Source organism: Streptomyces sp. BBFR2, assembly GCF_044497305.1.
Lineage (GTDB): Bacteria > Actinomycetota > Actinomycetes > Streptomycetales > Streptomycetaceae > Streptomyces.
Window position 1 is genome coordinate 1,994,836 of the sequence record NZ_CP172415.1, and the last position, 18,051, is coordinate 2,012,886.

The window sequence follows — 18,051 nt, forward strand, 5'->3', positions numbered from 1 at the left end:
GCCCGGGTCATCGGTGACGACCCGGGCCCCGCCGCTGTTCACGGGGCGCGCACCCTTCCGCGCCCCCACCCCCTCACCCCCCGTCCACCGCTCCCAGCGCGATGTCGTGCCGGACCTCCCCCGCGCCCGCGCGTACGGAGAGGAACGCGGCGCGGGGCGGGTGGCCGGAGCCGGAGGCGATGAGGGTGTAGCTGCCGGGCGGGACGGCGGGGATGCGGTAGTGGCCGGCGGTGGCACGGCTGGTGGCGCGGCGTTTGCCGCGGGTGTTGACGATGGTGATCCAGGCGTCGCAGCCGCCGGGGTGGTCGGTGCAGCGCAGGGCGCCGGTGACCGTGGCGCCCTGGGTACGCGGCCGGGCGGCGGCGGTCGCGGGGGCCGGGTTCGCCGGCGGCGTGGCTCCGCCCGGGGATGTGGCGCCGCTCGTGGCCGCGCCCACGCCGTCCCGTGGCGCGTCGGCCGGGACCGCCCGGGGTTCGCGGTCCGCGACCGCCGTCTCCCGCGGGTGGGCCGCCTGGTTGCGTGCCGCCCAGGCGGCGAGGGCCTGCTGGGTGCGGCGCTCGGCGGCGGTCATGGCGGAGGCGGGGCCGGACGCCGGTGCGGCGGGAGCCGCGGAGGCGGGGCGGGGCGCCGGTACGGCGGGGGTGGCGGTGGTCAGGGTCAGGCCGCGGTGTTCGGCGTAGGCGGCCAGCGCCTCGTCCAGGGCGGCGAGTTCGCGCAGGGCGGTGTGGAGGCGGTCGGCGCGGGGGCCGTCCGGGGCCTTCAGTTGGGCGGTGAGGTCGCGGATGAGGGGGCTGACGCGGGTCCAGGTGCCGGGGGCCGTGTCGCCCGCGGCGTGCCGGTCGAGGGCGTGGAGGGAGGCGGTGAGGGTGGTGAGGATCCGCCGGACGCGGGCGCCGAGGTGCGGGGCGAGGTCCAGGTCGGTATCGGCGGCCGCGGCGAGGGCGCGGGCGTGGGCGGTGGCGTTGGTCAGGAGGGCGAGGCGGTTCTCGGGGCCGCGGCCCCGGATGCCCAGCGGCATCCGGACCAGCGGGCGCAGCACCCCCTCGACGGGGACGAGGGCGGCGTCGATGGCGCGGGCGGCGCCGCGCAGCCGGACCGGTGCGTCCGGGTTGTCCCAGCGCAGGGCGATCTGGTCGAGGAGGTGTTCCACCGTGGAGAGGTAGCCGCGTTCGGCCTCCTGGGCGACGCGGCGGTTGGAGACCGGGAAGATCAGCGCGGCGCAGGCGGTGGCGGCGAGGACGCCGAGGCCGTTGTCCAGCAGGCGTTCGGCGAGCAGGCCCTCCATCGCGTCGTACGGCGTGGTCATGCCGTAGAGCTGGGTGAGGGCGGTGACGAGGCCGACGACCCAGTAGGCGTAGCGGCGTTGCATGCCCCAGGAGCCGGCGGCGAGGCCGAGGACGATGACGGTGAGGGTCGCGTAGACGTGGCCGTGGCCGATGAGGCGGAGCAGGAGGATGCCGAGGACGGCTCCGGCGACGGTGCCGGCCATGCGGTGGACGAACTTGCGCAGCCGTTCGTGGGTGGTGCTGGTGCCGAACAGCGTGATCATGACGCCGACCAGGCCCCAGTAGAAGCGGCGCGGGTCGATGGCGTCGGTGAGCGGGCAGACGATCGCCGAGGCGACGGCGGCGTGCAGCGGGACGCGCAGGTACGGGACGGCGCGGCGCCAGCCGTGGCCGTCGCGGGCGGCGACGACGCGCCGGGCGACCGCGCCGGTGCCCGGGAGCTGCCCCTTCTCCAGGGCGACGGTCGGCCGGAACGGGACGTCGGCGCGGGTGGTGGGGGCGCTGCCGAGGTCGAGCCAGTGGGCGAGGGAGTCGGCGAGGGAGTCCAGCAGGTCGCCGACGCGCCGGGCGAGGGCGGCGGCCTCCGCGTCGGCGGGGCCGGCCTGCGGGTCGTCGAGGACGAACGCGGCCTGCTGGCGGATGAGCTGGGCGGCCGGGTGGAGGGCGTCGGCGCGGCCGAGCGGGGTGTCGCGGGCGATGACGAGGCCGACGACCATGGCTTCGCGCAGATGGGCGGGGGCCTGGAGGCGGGTGAGGCGGGTGATCGCCTCGCCGATGCCGCGGAGCGCGAGTTCGGCGTCGAAGAGGTGGCGGTGGAGGAGTTCCGCGGCGACCGGGTCGGCGGCGACCTCGGGCTGGGCCAGGCGCCCGTCGATGGTGACGGTGGTGGTGTTGAGGCGGCGCAGGCTGCGGCGCATCCGGGCGACGGCGACCTCGTGGTCGGCGTCCGGGTCGAGGGCGGCGGTGGCGGCGTCCGCGACGCGGCGCGCCTCGACGACGAAGGCCCGCTGGGTACGGAGCAGGTCCTCGCGCGGCATCGGGTAGCACAGGAGGAGGCGGGCGGCGAGGACCGCGGCGGAGGCGGTCAGCGCGACGACGAAGAGTTCCCCGCAGAGGGCGAGCGGGACGGCGGCCAACATGGCGACCATGAAGGCGTTGAAGACCATCATCCCGGCGAGCAGCGCGAGGGTGCCGAAGCGGGCGAGGAAGAACGTCAGCGCCAGCGCCGTCACCATGAGGACGATCTCCAGCAGCCGGTCCTGACGGAGCCAGGCGGCGAGCGGCAGCGCGGCGGAGTACGGCAGCGGCATCCACAGGGAGGCGCGGGCCAGCCGCAGCGGCGTGTTCTCGGCGATGACGAACGCGCTCATCAGGCCCATCATCCCGGCCACCGTCATGGCGAGGACGGCGGGCAGGTCCAGCGCGACGGACATGCCGTAGCCGGTGGCCAGCGACGCGGTCATGGAGACCAGCGACCGCCACCCGGACTGGAGCTGCCCGAGCCCCGGGTCGGCGGCGAGGACCCGGTCCCACCAGCGTCTGGGCCCGGCGACGCGGTACGGCGCGAGCGGGCCGGTACGGGGCCGGGGCGCGGGCTCGGCGCGGTCGCCGGCGGCGGGCGCGGTGCCCTGGGTCGCGGCGGTGTCCTGGGTCCTGGCGTCGGCTGGGGTGGTCAACTGACCTCCGGTTCGGTGGCGTGGGGCGGGAGTGCGGTGGCGTGGGGCGGGGGCGCGGCGGCGTCCGGCAGCCGGCGGGCGACGGGGCCGGATACGCGATACAGGGTCAACTCGGCGGCATCGCACGACCGTTGGAAGATGCCCGTCGCGGCGGGGCCGCCGGCGCGGCGGCGGGGCCTCGCGGCCCGGGCGCGGCACGGGGCGGTCTGCCCGGCTTGTCCCTCGTCCGGCGCCGGGCCTCATGCGGGCTCCGGCGACGGCGATAGATGCATATCGCAATCATATACGCCGACGGGGGCGGCCACCGGGGTTTCCGCCCCGATGACCGCCCCCGAGGGGTGCCGCGGTGCGGCGGGTCAGCCGGTGACGCGCCAGCTCAACGCGGTGGTGAGCAGGGGGCGCAACGCCGGGTCGCGGACCGCGTCCGTGGGGTCGGTGGCACGGACGGTGACGGTGTGCGTCCGGCCGTCGGCCGGGAGGCCGAGGGCGGCGGGGCGCACCGTGGCCGCACCGCGCGCCGCGCGGGCCTCGCGCCCGTCGACGTACCAGTGCGGGACGGCGCCCGGCAGCGCGGTGACGCGGAGGGCACCGCTCCGGGCGAGCGGTCGCCCGGTGGGGACGTCCGAGGTCAGCGTCTTGGCGTGCCGGTGGAATCCGGCGATCATCGCCTCGCGTCCGGGGAGGTTGAACTCCCGCCCCAGGGTCCGCATGATCGAGTTGTCGGTGGGGCGGTTGAGCCCCTTCTCGTAGTAGCCGCCGCCCTCGTACGTCCCGACGGTGCCGCCGTCCGGGGACTCCTGGCCCAGCCAGCGGTACCACTTCGTCTGCCGGGACTTCATCGCGTCGGCGCCGAGCGTGGAGAGGTTGGCGTCGGTGGGCTCGGGGCCGGTGTAGGTGCCCTCCTGCCCGTAGTCGTACTCGTCGGCGAGCTTGCCCAGGGAGTGGCCGGTCTCGTGGACGGCGATCTGGTCGGACTGGTCGTGGTCGGACGAGGCGGTGGCGATGCCGTCGTAGCCGACCTGCGAGGAGACGTTGTTGTACCCGGCGCCGCCGTACTTGGACGAGTGGCCGAGGACGACGACGAGGTCGGCGGCGGGCGCCTTGGCGGCGTACGCCTCGACCTTCGCGGTGTCGACGCAGAGCAGCCGCTCGGTGTCGCCGCAGAAGAAGGCGGAGCCGAGGGCGGTGTCGCGGACGACGTCCTGGGTCGGGTCGCCGGAGACCCCGGAGTCCTGGGAGACGGCGTCGACGGCCCAGACGTTGAAGAGCTGGGTGTACGAGGCGTACGGCTCGACGGCCGTCATCTTCTCCCACTTGGCGCGGGCCGCCTTGTGGAAGTCCTCCTGCTGACCCGCGGTGTAGCCGTCGCCGATGAAGACGACGTCGAGCTTGTCGGCGACCGGGCCGTTCCGCACGAGCGGGGTGACGTCGCCGTCGGCGGCGATGGCGGTGCGCGCGGCCGGGGTGAGCGGGGCGGAGGCGGGCACCGTGGTGTGGCGGGGGTGGCCGCCGGGCCCGGTGAAGAACTCGACGGGCTGCGCCGGCCGGGCGGTCGGGGTGCCCGCCGGGGCCGGGGCGGCGCCCGCGGGTGCGGCGGCGGTCAGCGCCAGGGCGGCGGCGAAGGCCGCACCGGCGGCCGCGACGGCGCGCAGGGGCGCGGTGCGCCGACGGCCGGGCGGGACGCCGCGGCGGCGCGCGGGGGCGGCGCCGGACGTGCGGACGGAGGCGCGTCTGCGCATGGATCCTCCCAAGTCCCGCCGACCGTACGGCGGGTGGAGCCGGATGGGCCGGGTCAATCTAAGCCGCGGGGCGGGGGCGGGCAACGGTGTGCCGTCAACTCGCCCGGGAGGAAAGGGAGTTGACGGCCAACGGGGCGCCGGAAACACGCCGCCCCGGCGCGCCCGTCCGTGCCGGGAGGGCCGGACAGGCGTGCCGGGGCGGCGTGCCGGGGCGGGGCTCAGCCGCCCAGACGGACCGGGAGCGAGTCGATGCCGTAGACGATGGAGAGCTTGCGGAAGCTGAGGTCCTCCGGCTCGACCGCGAGGCGCATCGTGGGGAAGCGGCGGACGAGGGCGGGGTAGGCGGCGCGCAGCTCCATACGGGCCAGCTCGGCGCCGACGCAGCGGTGGATGCCGTAGCCGAAGGCGAGGTGGGAGGGGACGTTCCGCTCCGGGTCGAAGCGCTCCATGTCGGGGCCGAGTCCGCCGTCGCGGTCCGCGCCGCTGAGCGAGCACAGCACGACGTCGCCGGCGGAGATCCGCACCCCGCCGATCTCCAGGTCCTCGCGGGCGAAGCGCGGGAAGGCGACCTGGACGACGGTGAGGTAGCGCAGCAGCTCCTCGACGTACCGCTCGACGGCGTCGTCGCCGTCCTTGAGCGCCGCGAAGTGGTCCGGGTCCTGGAGGAGGACGAGGGCGCCGAGCGCCAGCATGCTGGCGGTGGTCTCGAAGCCGCCGGTGAGGACGCCGTCGGCGAGACCGGCCAGCTCCTCGTCGCTGACGGAGTCGCCGTGCTCCTTGACGATCATTCCGAGCAGACCGTCGCCCGGGTCCTTGCGCTGCTTCTTGACGACCTCCCGGAAATACGTCAGGGATTCCGATATGGCGCCGAAGGACGCGTTGGCTCCGCTGAAGAGGTCGAAGCGGGCGGCGCTCAGCCGCTCGAAATCGGCGCGGTCCTCATAGGGCACTCCGAGGAGTTCGCAAATCACCAGGGACGGAATGGGCAGCGCGAAATCCTGGACGATATCGACCGGTTCGCCGTCCTTGCCGGCGCGCTCCATGGCGTCCAGCCGCTCCTCCACGATCTCGTGGATCCGCGGGGTGAGGCGGCTGAGCCGGCGCATGGTGAATTCCGGGGTGAGCAGCCGCCGCAGCCGGGTGTGGACGGGCGGGTCGGCGAAGCCCAGGCCGCCCGGGTTCTGCTCCGCCTCCGCGCCCGCCTTGCCGACGAGGTGGGTGAAGTCCGAGCTGAAGGCGTTCGCCTTGCCGAGGACCGCTTTGACCTCGTCGTAGCCGGTGACCAGCCAGACGTTCGCGGCTATCGGGACCGGCAGCTTGGTGATGGGCTCCTTCTCCCGGACGGCTCCCAGCTCGGGCACCGGGTCGAGGCCGTCGCGCCGCAGCGGCATCAGCACGGACTCGGGGAGGAAGGACATCCGCGAGAGGTCGAAGCCCTTCTTCCGCGTTCTCGCGAGATACAGCCGGCCGGCCCAGGCGATGATCCGGGAACGGAGTGTCGTCATGACGTCAATACTGCCTTTCGTCGAGGGGGACGGTCATCCGCACTCGGCGGCCCGGAGGGACCGAGGAAGCGCGGGGCGTCCGCTCGGCGTGCGCGATGCTGCCGAACGCCGCAGGAGGTGTTTTCCGGCACCCCCGCCCCTCGCTTGCGGCGGTCACGGCGCGGGTCCGTGACGTCGACCGGCATCGCCGGTCGCCCGCGGCCGGCGTGACGCGCTCGGCCCTTGTCTTTCCGTCGAGTTTACAAAGCGCCTCGGACGACTCCGGGAGAACGGCCCTGACATACGTCGGGGACATCCCTGGAATTCCCCTGATCCCCCACCCGACCTTCATCCACCGCTCCCGTACCGGCCGAGGCACCACTGTTGAACTTCCCCTACCAGGACGCCGATTTCCGGTACGGAGTTGCCCTGCGCGCGCGCTCCGTCGCCACGCGCCGGGGCGTACGCGTCCCGGCGCCGGGCACCACGATCCGCCGCCGCGCCCGCACCCGCGGAGGAATGAACCGGAACACCCCGGCCAGGAAGGGGTATTCCGACATGAGACCCGCATGGACCGACATAACACATATAAGCCGCCTTGCTTGCTACGTTGCCAGGCATGACGGCAACGGCCCCGCCCACGGACCCGGCGCCGTCCGCCGCCCCGGCGGCGGACCGTCCCCCGCCCCCGCCCCCGCGGCCCCGGCGGCGCGGCGCCGAGTTGGCGCTGCTCACCGGCGCGGTGCTGATCAGCGTCTGCGGGTACGCCGTCGTCGGGCTGACGGTGCGCGGCGCGGTGCCCGGCGGCGCCGCGGAGTACGGCGCGGGGCTGGGCGCCCTCGCCCTCGTGGCCCATCTGGCGGTGCGGTTCGGCGCCCCGTACGCCGATCCGCTGCTGCTGCCGGTGGCCGTCCTCCTCAACGGGCTCGGCCTCGTCCTGATCTTCCGGCTGGACCTGGCGACGCCGGGCCACCGCGCGGCACCGGCCCAGCTCCTCTGGACGGCGGTCGGGCTCACGCTGTTCACGGCGGCGGTGCTGCTGGTGCGCGACCACCGGAGGCTGGCGCGGTACGGGCCGCTGTGCGCGGCGGCGGCGCTGGTGCTGATGCTCGCGCCGCTGGCGTTCCCGGCGGTCAACGGCGCGAAGATCTGGATCCGGCTGGCCGGGTACTCGATCCAGCCGGGCGAGTTCGCGAAGGTGCTGATCACGGTGTTCTTCGCGGCGCGGCTCGCGGTCCACCGCGCCGCTCCCCCGCCGGACGGCCCCGGCGCGGCGCGCCGCGCGGCGCTGCGGATGCTCCGCCCGGTCACCGCGGTCTTGCTGCTGACCGTCGCGATCCTCGTCCTCGAACGCGATCTGGGCACCTCGCTGCTGTACTTCTGCGTCTTCGTGGTGCTGCTGTACGTGGCGACCGGGCGGCTGGGCCGGCTGGTGCTCGGGCTGCTGCTGGCGGGGGCGGGCGCGAGCGCCGTCGCGGCGCTGGAGCCGCATGTGCACGGCCGGGTGGCGGACTGGCTGCATCCGTTCGCCGGCCTGGCGTCGGGCGCGGGCCCCGGGCAGCTCGCGCAGTCGCTGTACGCGTTCGGGGCGGGCGGACTGCTGGGCACCGGGCTCGGCCGCGGTGATTCGTATCTCATCGGCTTCGCGATGAAGTCGGACTTCCTGCTGGCGACGTTCGGGGAGGAGTTGGGGCTCGCCGGGCTGACGGCGCTGTTCCTGCTCTACGCGATCTTGGTGGCGCGGGGTTTCCGGGCCGGTCTCGGGCTGCGCGACCCGTTCGGCGGACTGCTGGCGGTGGGGCTCGCCTCGCTCCCGGCGGTGCAGGTCTTCGTCATCGCGGGCGGGGTGATGGGGCTGATCCCGCTGACCGGGATGGCGCTGCCGTTCCTCGCCCAGGGCGGCTCCTCGCTGGTGACGAACTGGCTGGTCGTGGCCTTACTGGTGCGGTTGAGCGACCGCTCCCGCAGGCCGGGGCGCCCGGCGCCGGACGCGGCGGACGGGCCACGGGACACCGTCGGGGCCGGGACGGTGCCGGTGGCCGGGGGCGCCCCGGAGGCCGGCCGGTGATCCGCTGCTCGCGGCACGCCGCCGTCTTCTGTCTGCTGCTCTTCGTCGCGCTGCTGGGCAACGCGGCGTGGCTGCAGGTCTTCCGCGCGCCGGAGCTGGCCGCCGATCCGGCCAACCGCCGGGCGCAGATCGCGCGGTACGCGCAGCCGCGCGGCGCGGTGCTCGTCGCCGGGCGGCCGGTGACCGGCTCCCGGGACAGCGGCGGGCGGCTGCGGCACGAGCGGACGTACACCGACGGTCCGCTGTACGCGCCGGTCACCGGTTTCTCCTCGCAGACGTACGGCACCTCGCTGCTGGAGCGCGCCGAGGACGGGGTGCTGTCCGGCACCGATCCGCGGCTGTCGGCGTTCCCTTGGTGGGACGGGCTGACCCGGGCGCGGCCGCGCGGCGGGGCGGTGGCGACGACGATCGACCCGGCGGTGCAGCGTGCCGCCTTCGCCGGGCTGGGCGACCGCACCGGCGCGGTCGCCGCCGTGGAACCGCGTACCGGCCGCATCCTGGCGCTGGTCTCCACCCCCTCGTACGACCCGGCCGAGCTGTCGGGCAACGGCCGGGAGGTGACGGCGGCGTGGCGGCGGCTGACCGGGTCCGCGCGGCAGCCGATGCTCAACCGGGCGATCCGGCAGACGTATCCGCCCGGGTCGGCGTTCAAGGTGGTCACCGCCGCGGCGGCGCTGGAGAGCGGGCTGGTCACCGATCCGGACGCGCCCACCGACTCACCCGACCCGTACACCCTGCCCGGGACGGAGACCGTGCTGGTCAACGAGGCGGACGACTGCGAGGACGCGTCGCTGCGGGAGGCGTTCCGCGTCTCGTGCAACACGGTCTTCGCGCGGCTGGGCGTCGGCGTGGGCCTGGAGACGATGGTGCGCACGGCGCGCGCCTTCGGCTTCGACGGGAAGGCCGCGCGCCTCCCCACCCCCGTCGCGCCCAGCACCTTCGACACCCGGATGGACCGCGCGCAACTGGCGCTGTCGTCGATCGGTCAGTACGACACGACGGCGACGCCGCTCCAGATGGCGTCGGTCGCGGCGACGGTGGCGAACGACGGGGAGCGCATGGCGCCGTACCTGGTGGACGAGGTGACCGACGCGTCGGGGACGGCGCTGCCCGCGCCGGAGCGCCCGTCGCCGGTCCGGGCGATGGGCCCGGCGACCGCCCGGTGGCTCCAGGAGCTGATGGTGGACGTGGTCGAGCACGGCAGCGGGCACCGCGCCGCGATCCCCGGCGCGACCGTGGGCGGCAAGACCGGCACCGCGCAGCACGGTGTCCACAACGAGGGCACCCCCTACGCGTGGTTCATCTCCTGGGCCCGCCGCGCCGACGCCCCCGAACCGGCGGTGGCGGTCGCGGTGGTCGTCGAGGACGCCGCCGCCGACCGCACCGAGATCAGCGGCGGCGGCAGCGCCGCCCCCCTCGCGGGCGCGGTGATGCGGGCGGCACTGCGGGCGGCACCGCGGTGAGGGGCGCCCGTGCGGCGGGCGGCCGGGGCCGCTCGCCCCGCGCGACGGACGGACGGGACCGGCTCCGGAAGGGCGCCCCGTGGGGCCGGGGCCGGGTGCCCGAGCCGTGCGCCGGGGGCTGTCTCCCTTACGGCCGGGGCCGGGTGCCGGGCCCGGGTGCCGAGGTCTGCGCCCTGGTGCGGCCGAGGTCCGGCTCCCCGTACGGCCGGGGCCCGCTCCCGTACGGCCGGGGCGAGCCCGGGGCCGGGCGCGTGCGGCCGGGCGCGCCGTTCCGCGGACGCCGGTCGGCCCGCTCCCCGCGCCGCCCGGCCCGGGGCCGTGCCGTGACGCCCCGGCACAATGGCCCGCATGACGGGAACTGACGGCGGTACGGCGGTGTCCGGGGCGGTGCCCGTGCTCAGCACGGCGGAGGTCGAGGCGCTGGCGCGGCGGGCGCACGCCGGGCAGACGGACAAGGCGGGCCGTCCGTACACGGAGCATCTGGCGGCGGTCGCCGAGGGCGTACGGGTGCGGGGCGGCGGCCCGGAGCAGATCGCCGCGGCGTGGCTGCACGACGCCGTCGAGGACGGGGCGCTCTCCGCGCGGTGGCTGGCGCGGGCGGCGCTGACCGACGCGACCAAGGCGATGGTCCTCGCCGTCACCAAGCGGACCGGCGAGCCCCCCGAGGCGTACGCCGCCCGCATCCTGGCCACACCGGGCGCGCTGCTGGTCAAGACGGCCGACCTGGCCCACAACGCCGCCCCGTCCCGCCTCGCCGCCCTGGACGCCCCGACCCGGGAACGGCTGACCGCGAAGTACGCCCGGATGCGGGCGCTGCTGGGGCTGGACGGGTAGCCGCCGCTGCGAGTCCCGGGGCCGGGAGCGGGCCGGGGCCGAGCCCGAGCCCGGCCCCGAGAGCGCGGGTCGCCCGGGAGCGGGCCCGGGCCGCACGGCGCCCGGCCCCGCGCGCACCGGGCCCGCGCACCGGGCCCGGGAGCGGTCGGGCCCGGCACAGCGCCCAGCTCAGGCACGTGCCGGGCCCGGCCCCGCGCCCAGCTCAGGCTCGCGCCGGGCCCGGCACAGCGCTCCCGCCGCCGGTGCGCACCGGCGGCGGGAGCGGTCCGCCCGGGAACAGACCGGCCCCGGTCCGCCTCCCGGACGCCCCCGCCGAAAGATGGCCACCACAGCTACCCTGCGCCGTATGTCTCTTCCGCAGCCTTCGGACGCCCCGTCACCCGACACCCGGCCGCGGGACGCGCGGCCCCTGGACGCCCCGCACACCGCCGCACCGGCCACCGCCACGCCCGCCGCCGGCCCCCGGGTCGTCGCCGCGCTGGCCGGGGTCGGCGTGCGGCGGCAGACCACCGAGCAGGCCATCCTGCAGGACGTCGACTGGACGGTCCGCGCCGGTGAGCACTGGGCGCTGCTCGGTGCGAACGGTGCGGGCAAGACCACCGTGCTGCGGCTGGTCGGGGCGCTGATGTTCCCCACGGTCGGCACCGTCGAGGTCCTCGGGCACCGGCTCGGCTCCGTCGACGTACGGGAGCTGCGCGCGGTGATCGGGCTGGTCTCCGGCGCGCAGAAGGTGCCGCAGGACGCGAGCGGTCACACCGTGGTGCTCACCGGCGCGACCGGCACCGTCCAGCCGCTGTGGCGCAAGTACGACGACGCCACCCGGGAGCGCGCCCACGCGCTGCTGGCGGAGCTGGACTGCAAGGAGCTGGCCGACCGGCCCTTCGGGGTGTGCTCGGGCGGGCAGCGCGCGCGGATCCTGATCGCCCGCGCGCTGATGGCCGACCCGTCGCTGCTCCTGCTGGACGAGCCGTTCAACGCCCTGGACCTGCCCTCGCGCGAGGATCTGATCGACGCGGTGCACCGGCTCTCCGTGGACCGCCCGGAGCTGGCGACCGTCACCGTCACCCACCATCTGGAGGAGCTGTCGCCCGCCATCGGGCACGCGCTGCTGCTGCGCGAGGGCCGGGTGCAGGCGCGCGGGCCGGTCGGCGAGGTGCTGACCGGGCCCCGGATGACGGCGTGCTTCGGGCGCCCCATCGAGGTGTCCCGGCACGCGGGCCGCTGGGCGGCCCGCTCCGGCCGTAACCCCCTGGGCTGAGCGGGCGGCGGCGCGCACCCCAATGGCGGCGCCGCCCCGGGGCGGGGCCGTCGTTGTCAGGGCAGCGGGACGCGCGTCCCGCCCGCCGACACCAGGAGCGCACCGTGCCGAAGATCACCCCGAACCTCTGGTTCGACACCCAGGGCAAGGAGGCCGCCGAGTTCTACGTCTCGGTCTTCCCCAACTCCCGCATCAACCAGGTCTCGTACTACGGCGAGGCCGGTCCGCGGCCGGCCGGGACGGTGCTGACCGTCGATTTCGAGCTGGACGGGCAGCCGTACACGGCGATCAACGGCGGCCCGGAGTTCACCTTCGACGAGGCGATCTCCCTGCTGATCAACTGCGCCGACCAGGCGGAGGTCGACTACTACTGGGACGCCCTCGGCAAGGGGGGCCGGACCGGTCCGTGCGGCTGGCTCAAGGACCGCTACGGACTGTCCTGGCAGGTGGTCCCCGACGCGCTCGGCGAGCTGATGACCGACCCCGATCCGGCCCGCGCCCAGCGGGCGCTCCAGGCGATGCTCGGCATGCAGAAACTCGACGTCGAGGCGTTGCGGGCGGCGGCGGACGGGGGCTGAGCGGAGCGGGGCCGGACGACGCCGGGGCACGGGTCCCGCCGGAAGCCCGGCCCGCGCCCGGGACGCCGGAACGCCCCGGGACGGCGGGCGCCCGGCCCGCGCCCGGCCGGCCCCTGAAGCCCGGCCCCGACCGGCCTCAGCCCCGCCCCGCTCCCCCGCCCTCCGCGGCCCCCTCCGCCACCGTCGCGGCGACCTCCGCGGTGCGGGCCGCCTCCTCGGCCGCGAAGCGCCGCGCGTCCAGTTGCTCGGCGATCTCCTCGTCCTGGTCCATCAGCGCGTCCAGCTCCGCGTCACCCAGGTCGAGGACGCCCAGGTCGGCGTAGGCGCGGCGCAGCCGGGGGCCCCACAGGCCGATGTCCTTGACGCACGGCACGATGCGGCTGAAGAGCATTTTGCGGAAGAGGTGCAGGAACTCCGACCGTTCGGTGAGGTCGACGGCGTCGGCGTGCGGGACGCCGAAGTTCTCCAGGACCTCCAGACCGCGCAGCCGGTCGCGCATCAGGTAGCAGCCCTCGATGACGAACTCCTCGCGCTCGCGCAGTTCGGCCTCGCCGAGCTGCCGGTAGTAGTCGCGCAGCGCCATCCGGCCGAAGGCGACGTGCCGGGCCTCGTCCTGCATGACGTAGGCGAGGATCTGGTGCGGCAGCGGTTCGGTGGTGGTGTCGCGGAGCATGCCGAACGCGGCCAGCGCCAGCCCCTCGATGAGCACCTGCATACCGAGATAGGGCATGTCCCAGCGGGCGTCGCGCAAGGTGTCGCCGAGGAGGGCGCGCAGGCTGTCGTTGACGGGGTAGAGCAGCTCGATCTTCTCGTGCAGGAAGCGGCTGTAGATCTCGGCGTGCCGTGCCTCGTCCATGGCCTGGGTGGCGGAGTAGAACTTCGCGTCGAGGTCGGGAACGGCCTCGGTGATCCGCGCGGCGCACACCATCGCGCCCTGCTCACCGTGGAGGAACTGGCTGAACTGCCAGGACGCGAAGTGCTGCCGCAGCTCACCGCGGTCGCGCCCGGACATCTTGTCCCAGTACGGGGTGCCGTACAGGGCGATCGCCTCGTCGGGGGTGCCGAGCGGGTCGAACGGGTCGACCTCCTGGTCCCAGTCGATGCGGGTGGTGGCGTCCCACTGCTTGTCCTTGCCCTTCTGGTAGAGGGCGAGGAGGCGGGCGCGCCCCTCGTCGTACTCCCAGGTGAAGCGGGCGGCACCGGTGGCGGGGACCTCCCACAGGAGGGTGTCGCCGGGGTCTTGGGTGTAGGTCTCGCGGCTCGACACGGGGGCCTCCTCGGCTCACCGGGCTGCTGGAACCTGTCGTCACGCTCCGCCGCCTGCCGGGAACGCGCCGTACGGGGCGGTGCGGCGGGGCCTCTCGCAGGCTCACACGCTCCTTACCGACGGGTCAAGAAGTCGTGTGAGAGGGATTGACGACCTTGCTGACAGGCAGTCTCATAAGACGTGACCGCCGGTAACCCAGAGCGAGGTAGCCACAGCCATGACGAGCGCGACGACCGCGATGACCGTGCCGGACACCGAAGTCCTGCGGGACGCCCTCGGGCTCCTCAAGGACCGGGAACAGGTGGCCGAGCGCCTGCTCGACTCCTCCGCCAAGCACTCCTTCGACCCCGACACCGAACTCGACTGGGACGCCCCGCTCGAAGCGGGCAAGTGGTACTGGCCCCCGGAGCTGGTCTCCCTCTACGACACGCCCCTGTGGCACCGGATGTCCGTGGAGCAGCAGCAGGACCTCTCCCGCCACGAGGCCGCGTCCCTCGCCTCACTGGGCATCTGGTTCGAGATCATCCTGATGCAGCTACTGGTCCGGCACATCTACGACAAGCCCGTGACCAGCGCACACGTCCGCTACGCGCTCACCGAGATCGCGGACGAGTGCCGCCACTCGAAGATGTTCGCGCGGCTGATCACCCGCAGCGGCGCGCCCGCGTACCCCGTCTCGCGCCTCAACCACAATCTCGCCCGGCTCCTCAAGACCATCTCCACCACGCCCGGCTCGTTCGCCTGCACCCTGCTCGGCGAGGAGATCCTCGACTGGATGCAGCGGCTGACCTTCCCGGACGAGCGGGTGCAGACGCTGGTCCGCGGGGTGACCCGCATCCATGTCGTCGAGGAGGCGCGCCATGTGCGCTACGCCCGTGAGGAGTTGCGGCGGCAGATGGTGACGGCGCCGCGCTGGGAGCGGGAGCTGACCCGGGTCAGCGCGGGCGAGGCGGCGCGGGTCTTCTCCGTCGCGTTCATCAACCCGCGGGTCTACAGCGAGGTCGGGCTGGACCGGCGGGAGGCCGTCGCGCAGGTCAGGGCGAGCGGGCACCGCCGCGAGGTGATGCAGTCCGGCGCGAAACGGCTGACCGACTTCCTCGACGAGATCGGCGTACTGCGCGGCGCGGGCCGGAAGTTGTGGCGCAGCTCGGGGCTGCTGGCCTGATCCGCGCGGCCCGGTGGGCGGGCCCCCGGGGAGCTGTGCGCCCGCGAACACAGGGCCGATACGCTGCTGTCCATGAACGGCAGCGGCACCGCCCCAGCAGTACCCCGACCCGCCTACCGCAGGATGGGCGTGGAGCAGCGCCGTAGCCAACTCCTCACCGCCGCGCTGGGCCTGTTCGCCCACCGCGCGCCCGAGGACGTCACCCTCGACGACGTCGCGACCGCCGCCGGCGTCTCCCGGCCGCTGGTCTACCGCTACTTCCCCGGCGGCAAGCAGCAGTTGTACGAGGCGGCGCTGCACACCGCCGCCGACGCCCTGAAGGACTGCTTCGACGAGCCGGAGACCGGCCCCGCCACCCAGCGCCTCTCCCACGCCCTCGACCGCTACCTCGCCTTCGTCGACGAGCACGACACCGGGTTCAGCGCACTGCTCCAGGGCGGCAGCGTGGTCGAGACGTCGCGGACATCGGCGATCGTGGACGGCATCCGCCGCACGGCGGCCGACCGCATCCTGCACCACCTCGGCGAGGCGGAGCCGGGCCGCCCGCTGCGGATGACCGTCCGGATGTGGATCACGACGGTGGAGGCCGCCTCGCTGATCTGGCTGGACGAGGAGAAACACCCCGGTCTGGACGAACTGCGGGACTGGCTGGTCGACCACTTCATGGCCATGCTGACCTCGACGGCGGCCCGCGACCCGCAGACCGCCCGGGTGGTACGGCGGATCCTGGCCCTGGAGACCCGCGAGGGCCGCGTCGGCGACCTGGCCCGCCGCGCCCTCCCGGTCATCGGCGACGCGGGGCATCTGCTCTGAGGGGGCGGGGCGGCGGCGGCCGGGGGCCGGTGCATGGCTCGCGCGCCGGTCCATGGCCGGGCCCCGGGCCGCGCCCCGGCCGCGTCCGGCCCGGCCGTCCGGCCACGACCGCCCCCCCCGGCCGGTGAACCCGGCGCTCCGCACGCTCCACGGCCACGCGCGGCCCGGCACCCGGGCCGCCGACCGCCCGCGCCGCCCCGCCGCCGGACCCCGACCCGGTGTGACACTGGGGCCGTGAGAAGCGAGAACACCCCGTTCACCGGCGGGCCGCTGGACGGCCGGGTACTGCCGGTACTGACCGGCGCGACCGGCCGCCCGCCGAAGATCTACACCGTGCCGGTCCCGCACGACGACGGCACCCCGCCGACGGTGCACGTCTACCGCCGCGTCCCCGGCCCGGCCGGTCGCCTGGGCCTGCCACGCGGCTGGCGTTACGTGTACGACCCGGCGGGGGAGGCCGGCCTGCGGCGAGTCAAGTGGCCTTGGACCAGGGGGAGTTGAGAGGCCAACCCGCGCGGGCACGACGGGCGGCGGGCACGCCGGCCCGGTGAGCGGCCACCGCACGGAACCGCTCGACACCCACCCTCCGGCGCGACGCCCGCCCCGCGCCCCCGCACGCCTCACGGCACCCGGCCCGACCGCGCCCATCCCGCCGCACCCCCGCGCCCAACTCCCCCTCCGCATCCCGTCCCACTCTGGTCCGGACCATTGACACCCAATGGTCTAGTCCTGTTTGCTTCCTGCTCGGGGAGCCGCCCCGCCTCCCTGACCGGATCGACTCCTTCAGGGGCGGCCTCCCCGTCTCGACACCGCGCCACCGTCCGTGCACCGCCCCGTGCCACCGTTCCGCGCCGTCGACCGAAGGAGCAACGCCATGCGCCCCGGCCCGCCCCGCCCCGCCCGCGTCCGCCGCACCGCCGCCCGCCGGCGCCGCGCCCTCCCCGCCGCGCTCGCCGCCGTCGCCACCACCGCGGCGCTCACCGCGCTGGCCGGTACCGGACCGGCACACGCCGCACCCGCACCGGCCGCCGCCCGGCCCGCCGCCGCGGCGGCCACCGGGCACACCCTCGTCGGCTACCTCCACACCAGCTTCGCCAACGGCTCCGGCTACACCCGCCTCGCCGACGTCCCGGGGAGCTGGGACATCATCGATCTCGCCTTCGGCGAGCCGACCTCCGCCACCTCCGGCGACATCCGCTTCTCGCTGTGCCCGCAGAGCGAGTGCCCAGGGGTGGAGAGCGAGGACGAGTTCAAGGCCGCGATCAAGGCGAAGCAGGCCGCGGGCAAGAAGGTGCTGATCTCCATCGGCGGCCAGAACGGCCAGGTCCAGTTGACCACCGCCGCCGCCCGCGACACGTTCGTGAAGTCCGTCGGCGCCATCATCGACCGCTACGGGCTCGACGGCCTCGACATCGACTTCGAGGGCCACTCCCTCTCCCTCGACGACGGCGACACCGACTTCACCAAGCCCACCACTCCCTCCGTCGTCAACCTCATCGCGGCGGTGAAGTCGCTCAAGGCGAAGTACGGCGAGAAGTTCACGCTGACGATGGCGCCGGAGACCTTCTTCGTCCAGTTGGGCCACCAGTTCTACGGCTCCGGCCCCTGGGGCGGTCAGGATCCGCGCGCCGGGGCGTACCTGCCGGTGATCCACGCGCTCCGCGACGATCTGACGCTGCTGCACGTCCAGGACTACAACTCGGGCCCGATCATGGGGCTGGACGAGCAGTACCACACCATGGGCAGCGCCGATTTCCACATCGCGATGACGGACATGCTGCTCGCCGGTTTCCCGGTCGCGGGCGACAAGAACAAGGTCTTCCCGCCGCTCAAGCCCTCCCAGGTGGCGATCGGCCTGCCCGCCTCACCCAACGCGGGCAACGGCCACACCCCGACCGGCGAGGTCACCAAGGCCCTCGACTGCCTCACCAAGAACACCGACTGCGGCGGCTACACCCCGCACGGCGCCTGGCCCGACCTCGGCGGCCTGATGACCTGGTCGATCAACTGGGACCGCTTCAACACCTGGGAGTTCCAGAAGAACTTCGACGCGTACTTCGGCCGCTGAGCGGGGGCGGTCGCCGAGCGGTCCCGGCCTCCGGTACGGGGCGTGGCCCGGCCTCCGGTACGGGGCGTGGCCCGGCCTCCGGTACGGGGCGTGGCCCGGCCTCCGGTACGGGGCGTGGCCCGGCCTCCGGTACGGGGCGTGGCCCGGCCTCCGGTACGGGGCGTGGCCCGGCCCGGCCCGGAGCCGCAAGCCCGGGCCGCCGGGCCGCCCGGGCCCCGGTGCCGTGCCCCGGCCCGCCCCGTACCCCTCCCGATCCACCCGCCGCGCCCCGCCCGGCGCCGATCGGGTGAGCCGGCCGTCCGCTTCCCCCGCCTTCGTACGAAAATCACCCCCCTCCGTGGCAGCATCCCCT

General features: G+C 75.1%; 12 protein-coding genes and 1 pseudogene. 9 read left to right on the forward strand and 4 right to left on the reverse strand.

Translation table 11 applies throughout. From position 1 onward, the window contains the following. Positions 1 to 73: 73 nt before the first annotated feature. The 3 genes from ACGH2B_RS07260 to ACGH2B_RS07270 form a co-directional block, all read right to left on the reverse strand. Complete coding sequence (locus ACGH2B_RS07260) at positions 74 to 2,962, reverse strand: FUSC family protein (protein WP_399085844.1); 2,889 nt, start codon at positions 2,960 to 2,962, stop codon at positions 74 to 76. Between the two features lie 356 nt (positions 2,963 to 3,318). Beyond that, the gene (locus tag ACGH2B_RS07265; RefSeq protein WP_399085847.1) at positions 3,319 to 4,701 is read right to left on the reverse strand and encodes a M64 family metallopeptidase; all 1,383 of its coding nucleotides are present in this window, start codon (positions 4,699 to 4,701) and stop codon (positions 3,319 to 3,321) included. A 218-nt stretch (positions 4,702 to 4,919) separates the two neighbouring features. After that, positions 4,920 to 6,206: a cytochrome P450 gene (locus ACGH2B_RS07270; protein WP_399085850.1), complete on the reverse strand. Its 1,287-nt coding sequence runs from the start codon at positions 6,204 to 6,206 to the stop codon at positions 4,920 to 4,922. Between the two features lie 598 nt (positions 6,207 to 6,804). Between ACGH2B_RS07270 and ACGH2B_RS07275 the strand changes: the two genes are divergently transcribed. From ACGH2B_RS07275 to ACGH2B_RS07295, 5 genes are all read left to right on the forward strand, one after another. Further along, positions 6,805 to 8,253 carry an FtsW/RodA/SpoVE family cell cycle protein gene (locus tag ACGH2B_RS07275; protein ID WP_399085853.1) on the forward strand — a complete coding sequence of 483 codons (1,449 nt, stop codon included), beginning with the start codon at positions 6,805 to 6,807 and terminating at the stop codon, positions 8,251 to 8,253. Beyond that, a complete protein-coding gene (locus tag ACGH2B_RS07280; RefSeq protein WP_399085856.1) occupies positions 8,250 to 9,716 on the forward strand; it encodes a penicillin-binding transpeptidase domain-containing protein in 1,467 nt (488 codons plus the stop codon). The genes ACGH2B_RS07275 and ACGH2B_RS07280 overlap by 4 nt, the downstream gene beginning before the upstream one ends. 348 nt (positions 9,717 to 10,064) lie before the next feature. Then, the gene (locus tag ACGH2B_RS07285) at positions 10,065 to 10,550 is read left to right on the forward strand and encodes an HD domain-containing protein (protein WP_399085859.1); all 486 of its coding nucleotides are present in this window, start codon (positions 10,065 to 10,067) and stop codon (positions 10,548 to 10,550) included. Positions 10,551 to 10,896: 346 nt separating this feature from the next. After that, entirely contained in the window at positions 10,897 to 11,808 is a 912-nt protein-coding gene (locus ACGH2B_RS07290) for an ABC transporter ATP-binding protein (protein WP_399085862.1), read from the forward strand. A gap of 104 nt (positions 11,809 to 11,912) precedes the next feature. Further along, positions 11,913 to 12,386, forward strand: a complete 474-nt coding sequence (locus ACGH2B_RS07295) for a VOC family protein (protein WP_399085865.1) — start codon at positions 11,913 to 11,915, stop codon at positions 12,384 to 12,386. A 136-nt stretch (positions 12,387 to 12,522) separates the two neighbouring features. Here the strand turns inward: ACGH2B_RS07295 and ACGH2B_RS07300 are convergent, their stop codons facing one another. Then, the gene (locus tag ACGH2B_RS07300) at positions 12,523 to 13,653 is read right to left on the reverse strand and encodes a ferritin-like domain-containing protein (protein WP_399085868.1); all 1,131 of its coding nucleotides are present in this window, start codon (positions 13,651 to 13,653) and stop codon (positions 12,523 to 12,525) included. Positions 13,654 to 13,870: 217 nt separating this feature from the next. Here ACGH2B_RS07300 and ACGH2B_RS07305 point away from each other — a divergent pair, with 217 nt between their 5' ends. From ACGH2B_RS07305 to ACGH2B_RS07320, 4 genes and pseudogenes are all read left to right on the forward strand, one after another. Continuing rightward, positions 13,871 to 14,818, forward strand: a complete 948-nt coding sequence (locus tag ACGH2B_RS07305) for a diiron oxygenase (RefSeq protein ID WP_399085871.1) — start codon at positions 13,871 to 13,873, stop codon at positions 14,816 to 14,818. A 72-nt stretch (positions 14,819 to 14,890) separates the two neighbouring features. Further along, complete coding sequence (locus ACGH2B_RS07310) at positions 14,891 to 15,631, forward strand: TetR/AcrR family transcriptional regulator (RefSeq protein ID WP_399085874.1); 741 nt, start codon at positions 14,891 to 14,893, stop codon at positions 15,629 to 15,631. A gap of 234 nt (positions 15,632 to 15,865) precedes the next feature. Continuing rightward, positions 15,866 to 16,132: a hypothetical protein gene (locus ACGH2B_RS07315; protein ID WP_399085877.1), complete on the forward strand. Its 267-nt coding sequence runs from the start codon at positions 15,866 to 15,868 to the stop codon at positions 16,130 to 16,132. Between the two features lie 559 nt (positions 16,133 to 16,691). Next, a pseudogene (locus tag ACGH2B_RS07320) lies at positions 16,692 to 17,699 on the forward strand (chitinase); the annotation flags it as partial. Between the last annotated feature and the right edge of the window lie 352 nt (positions 17,700 to 18,051).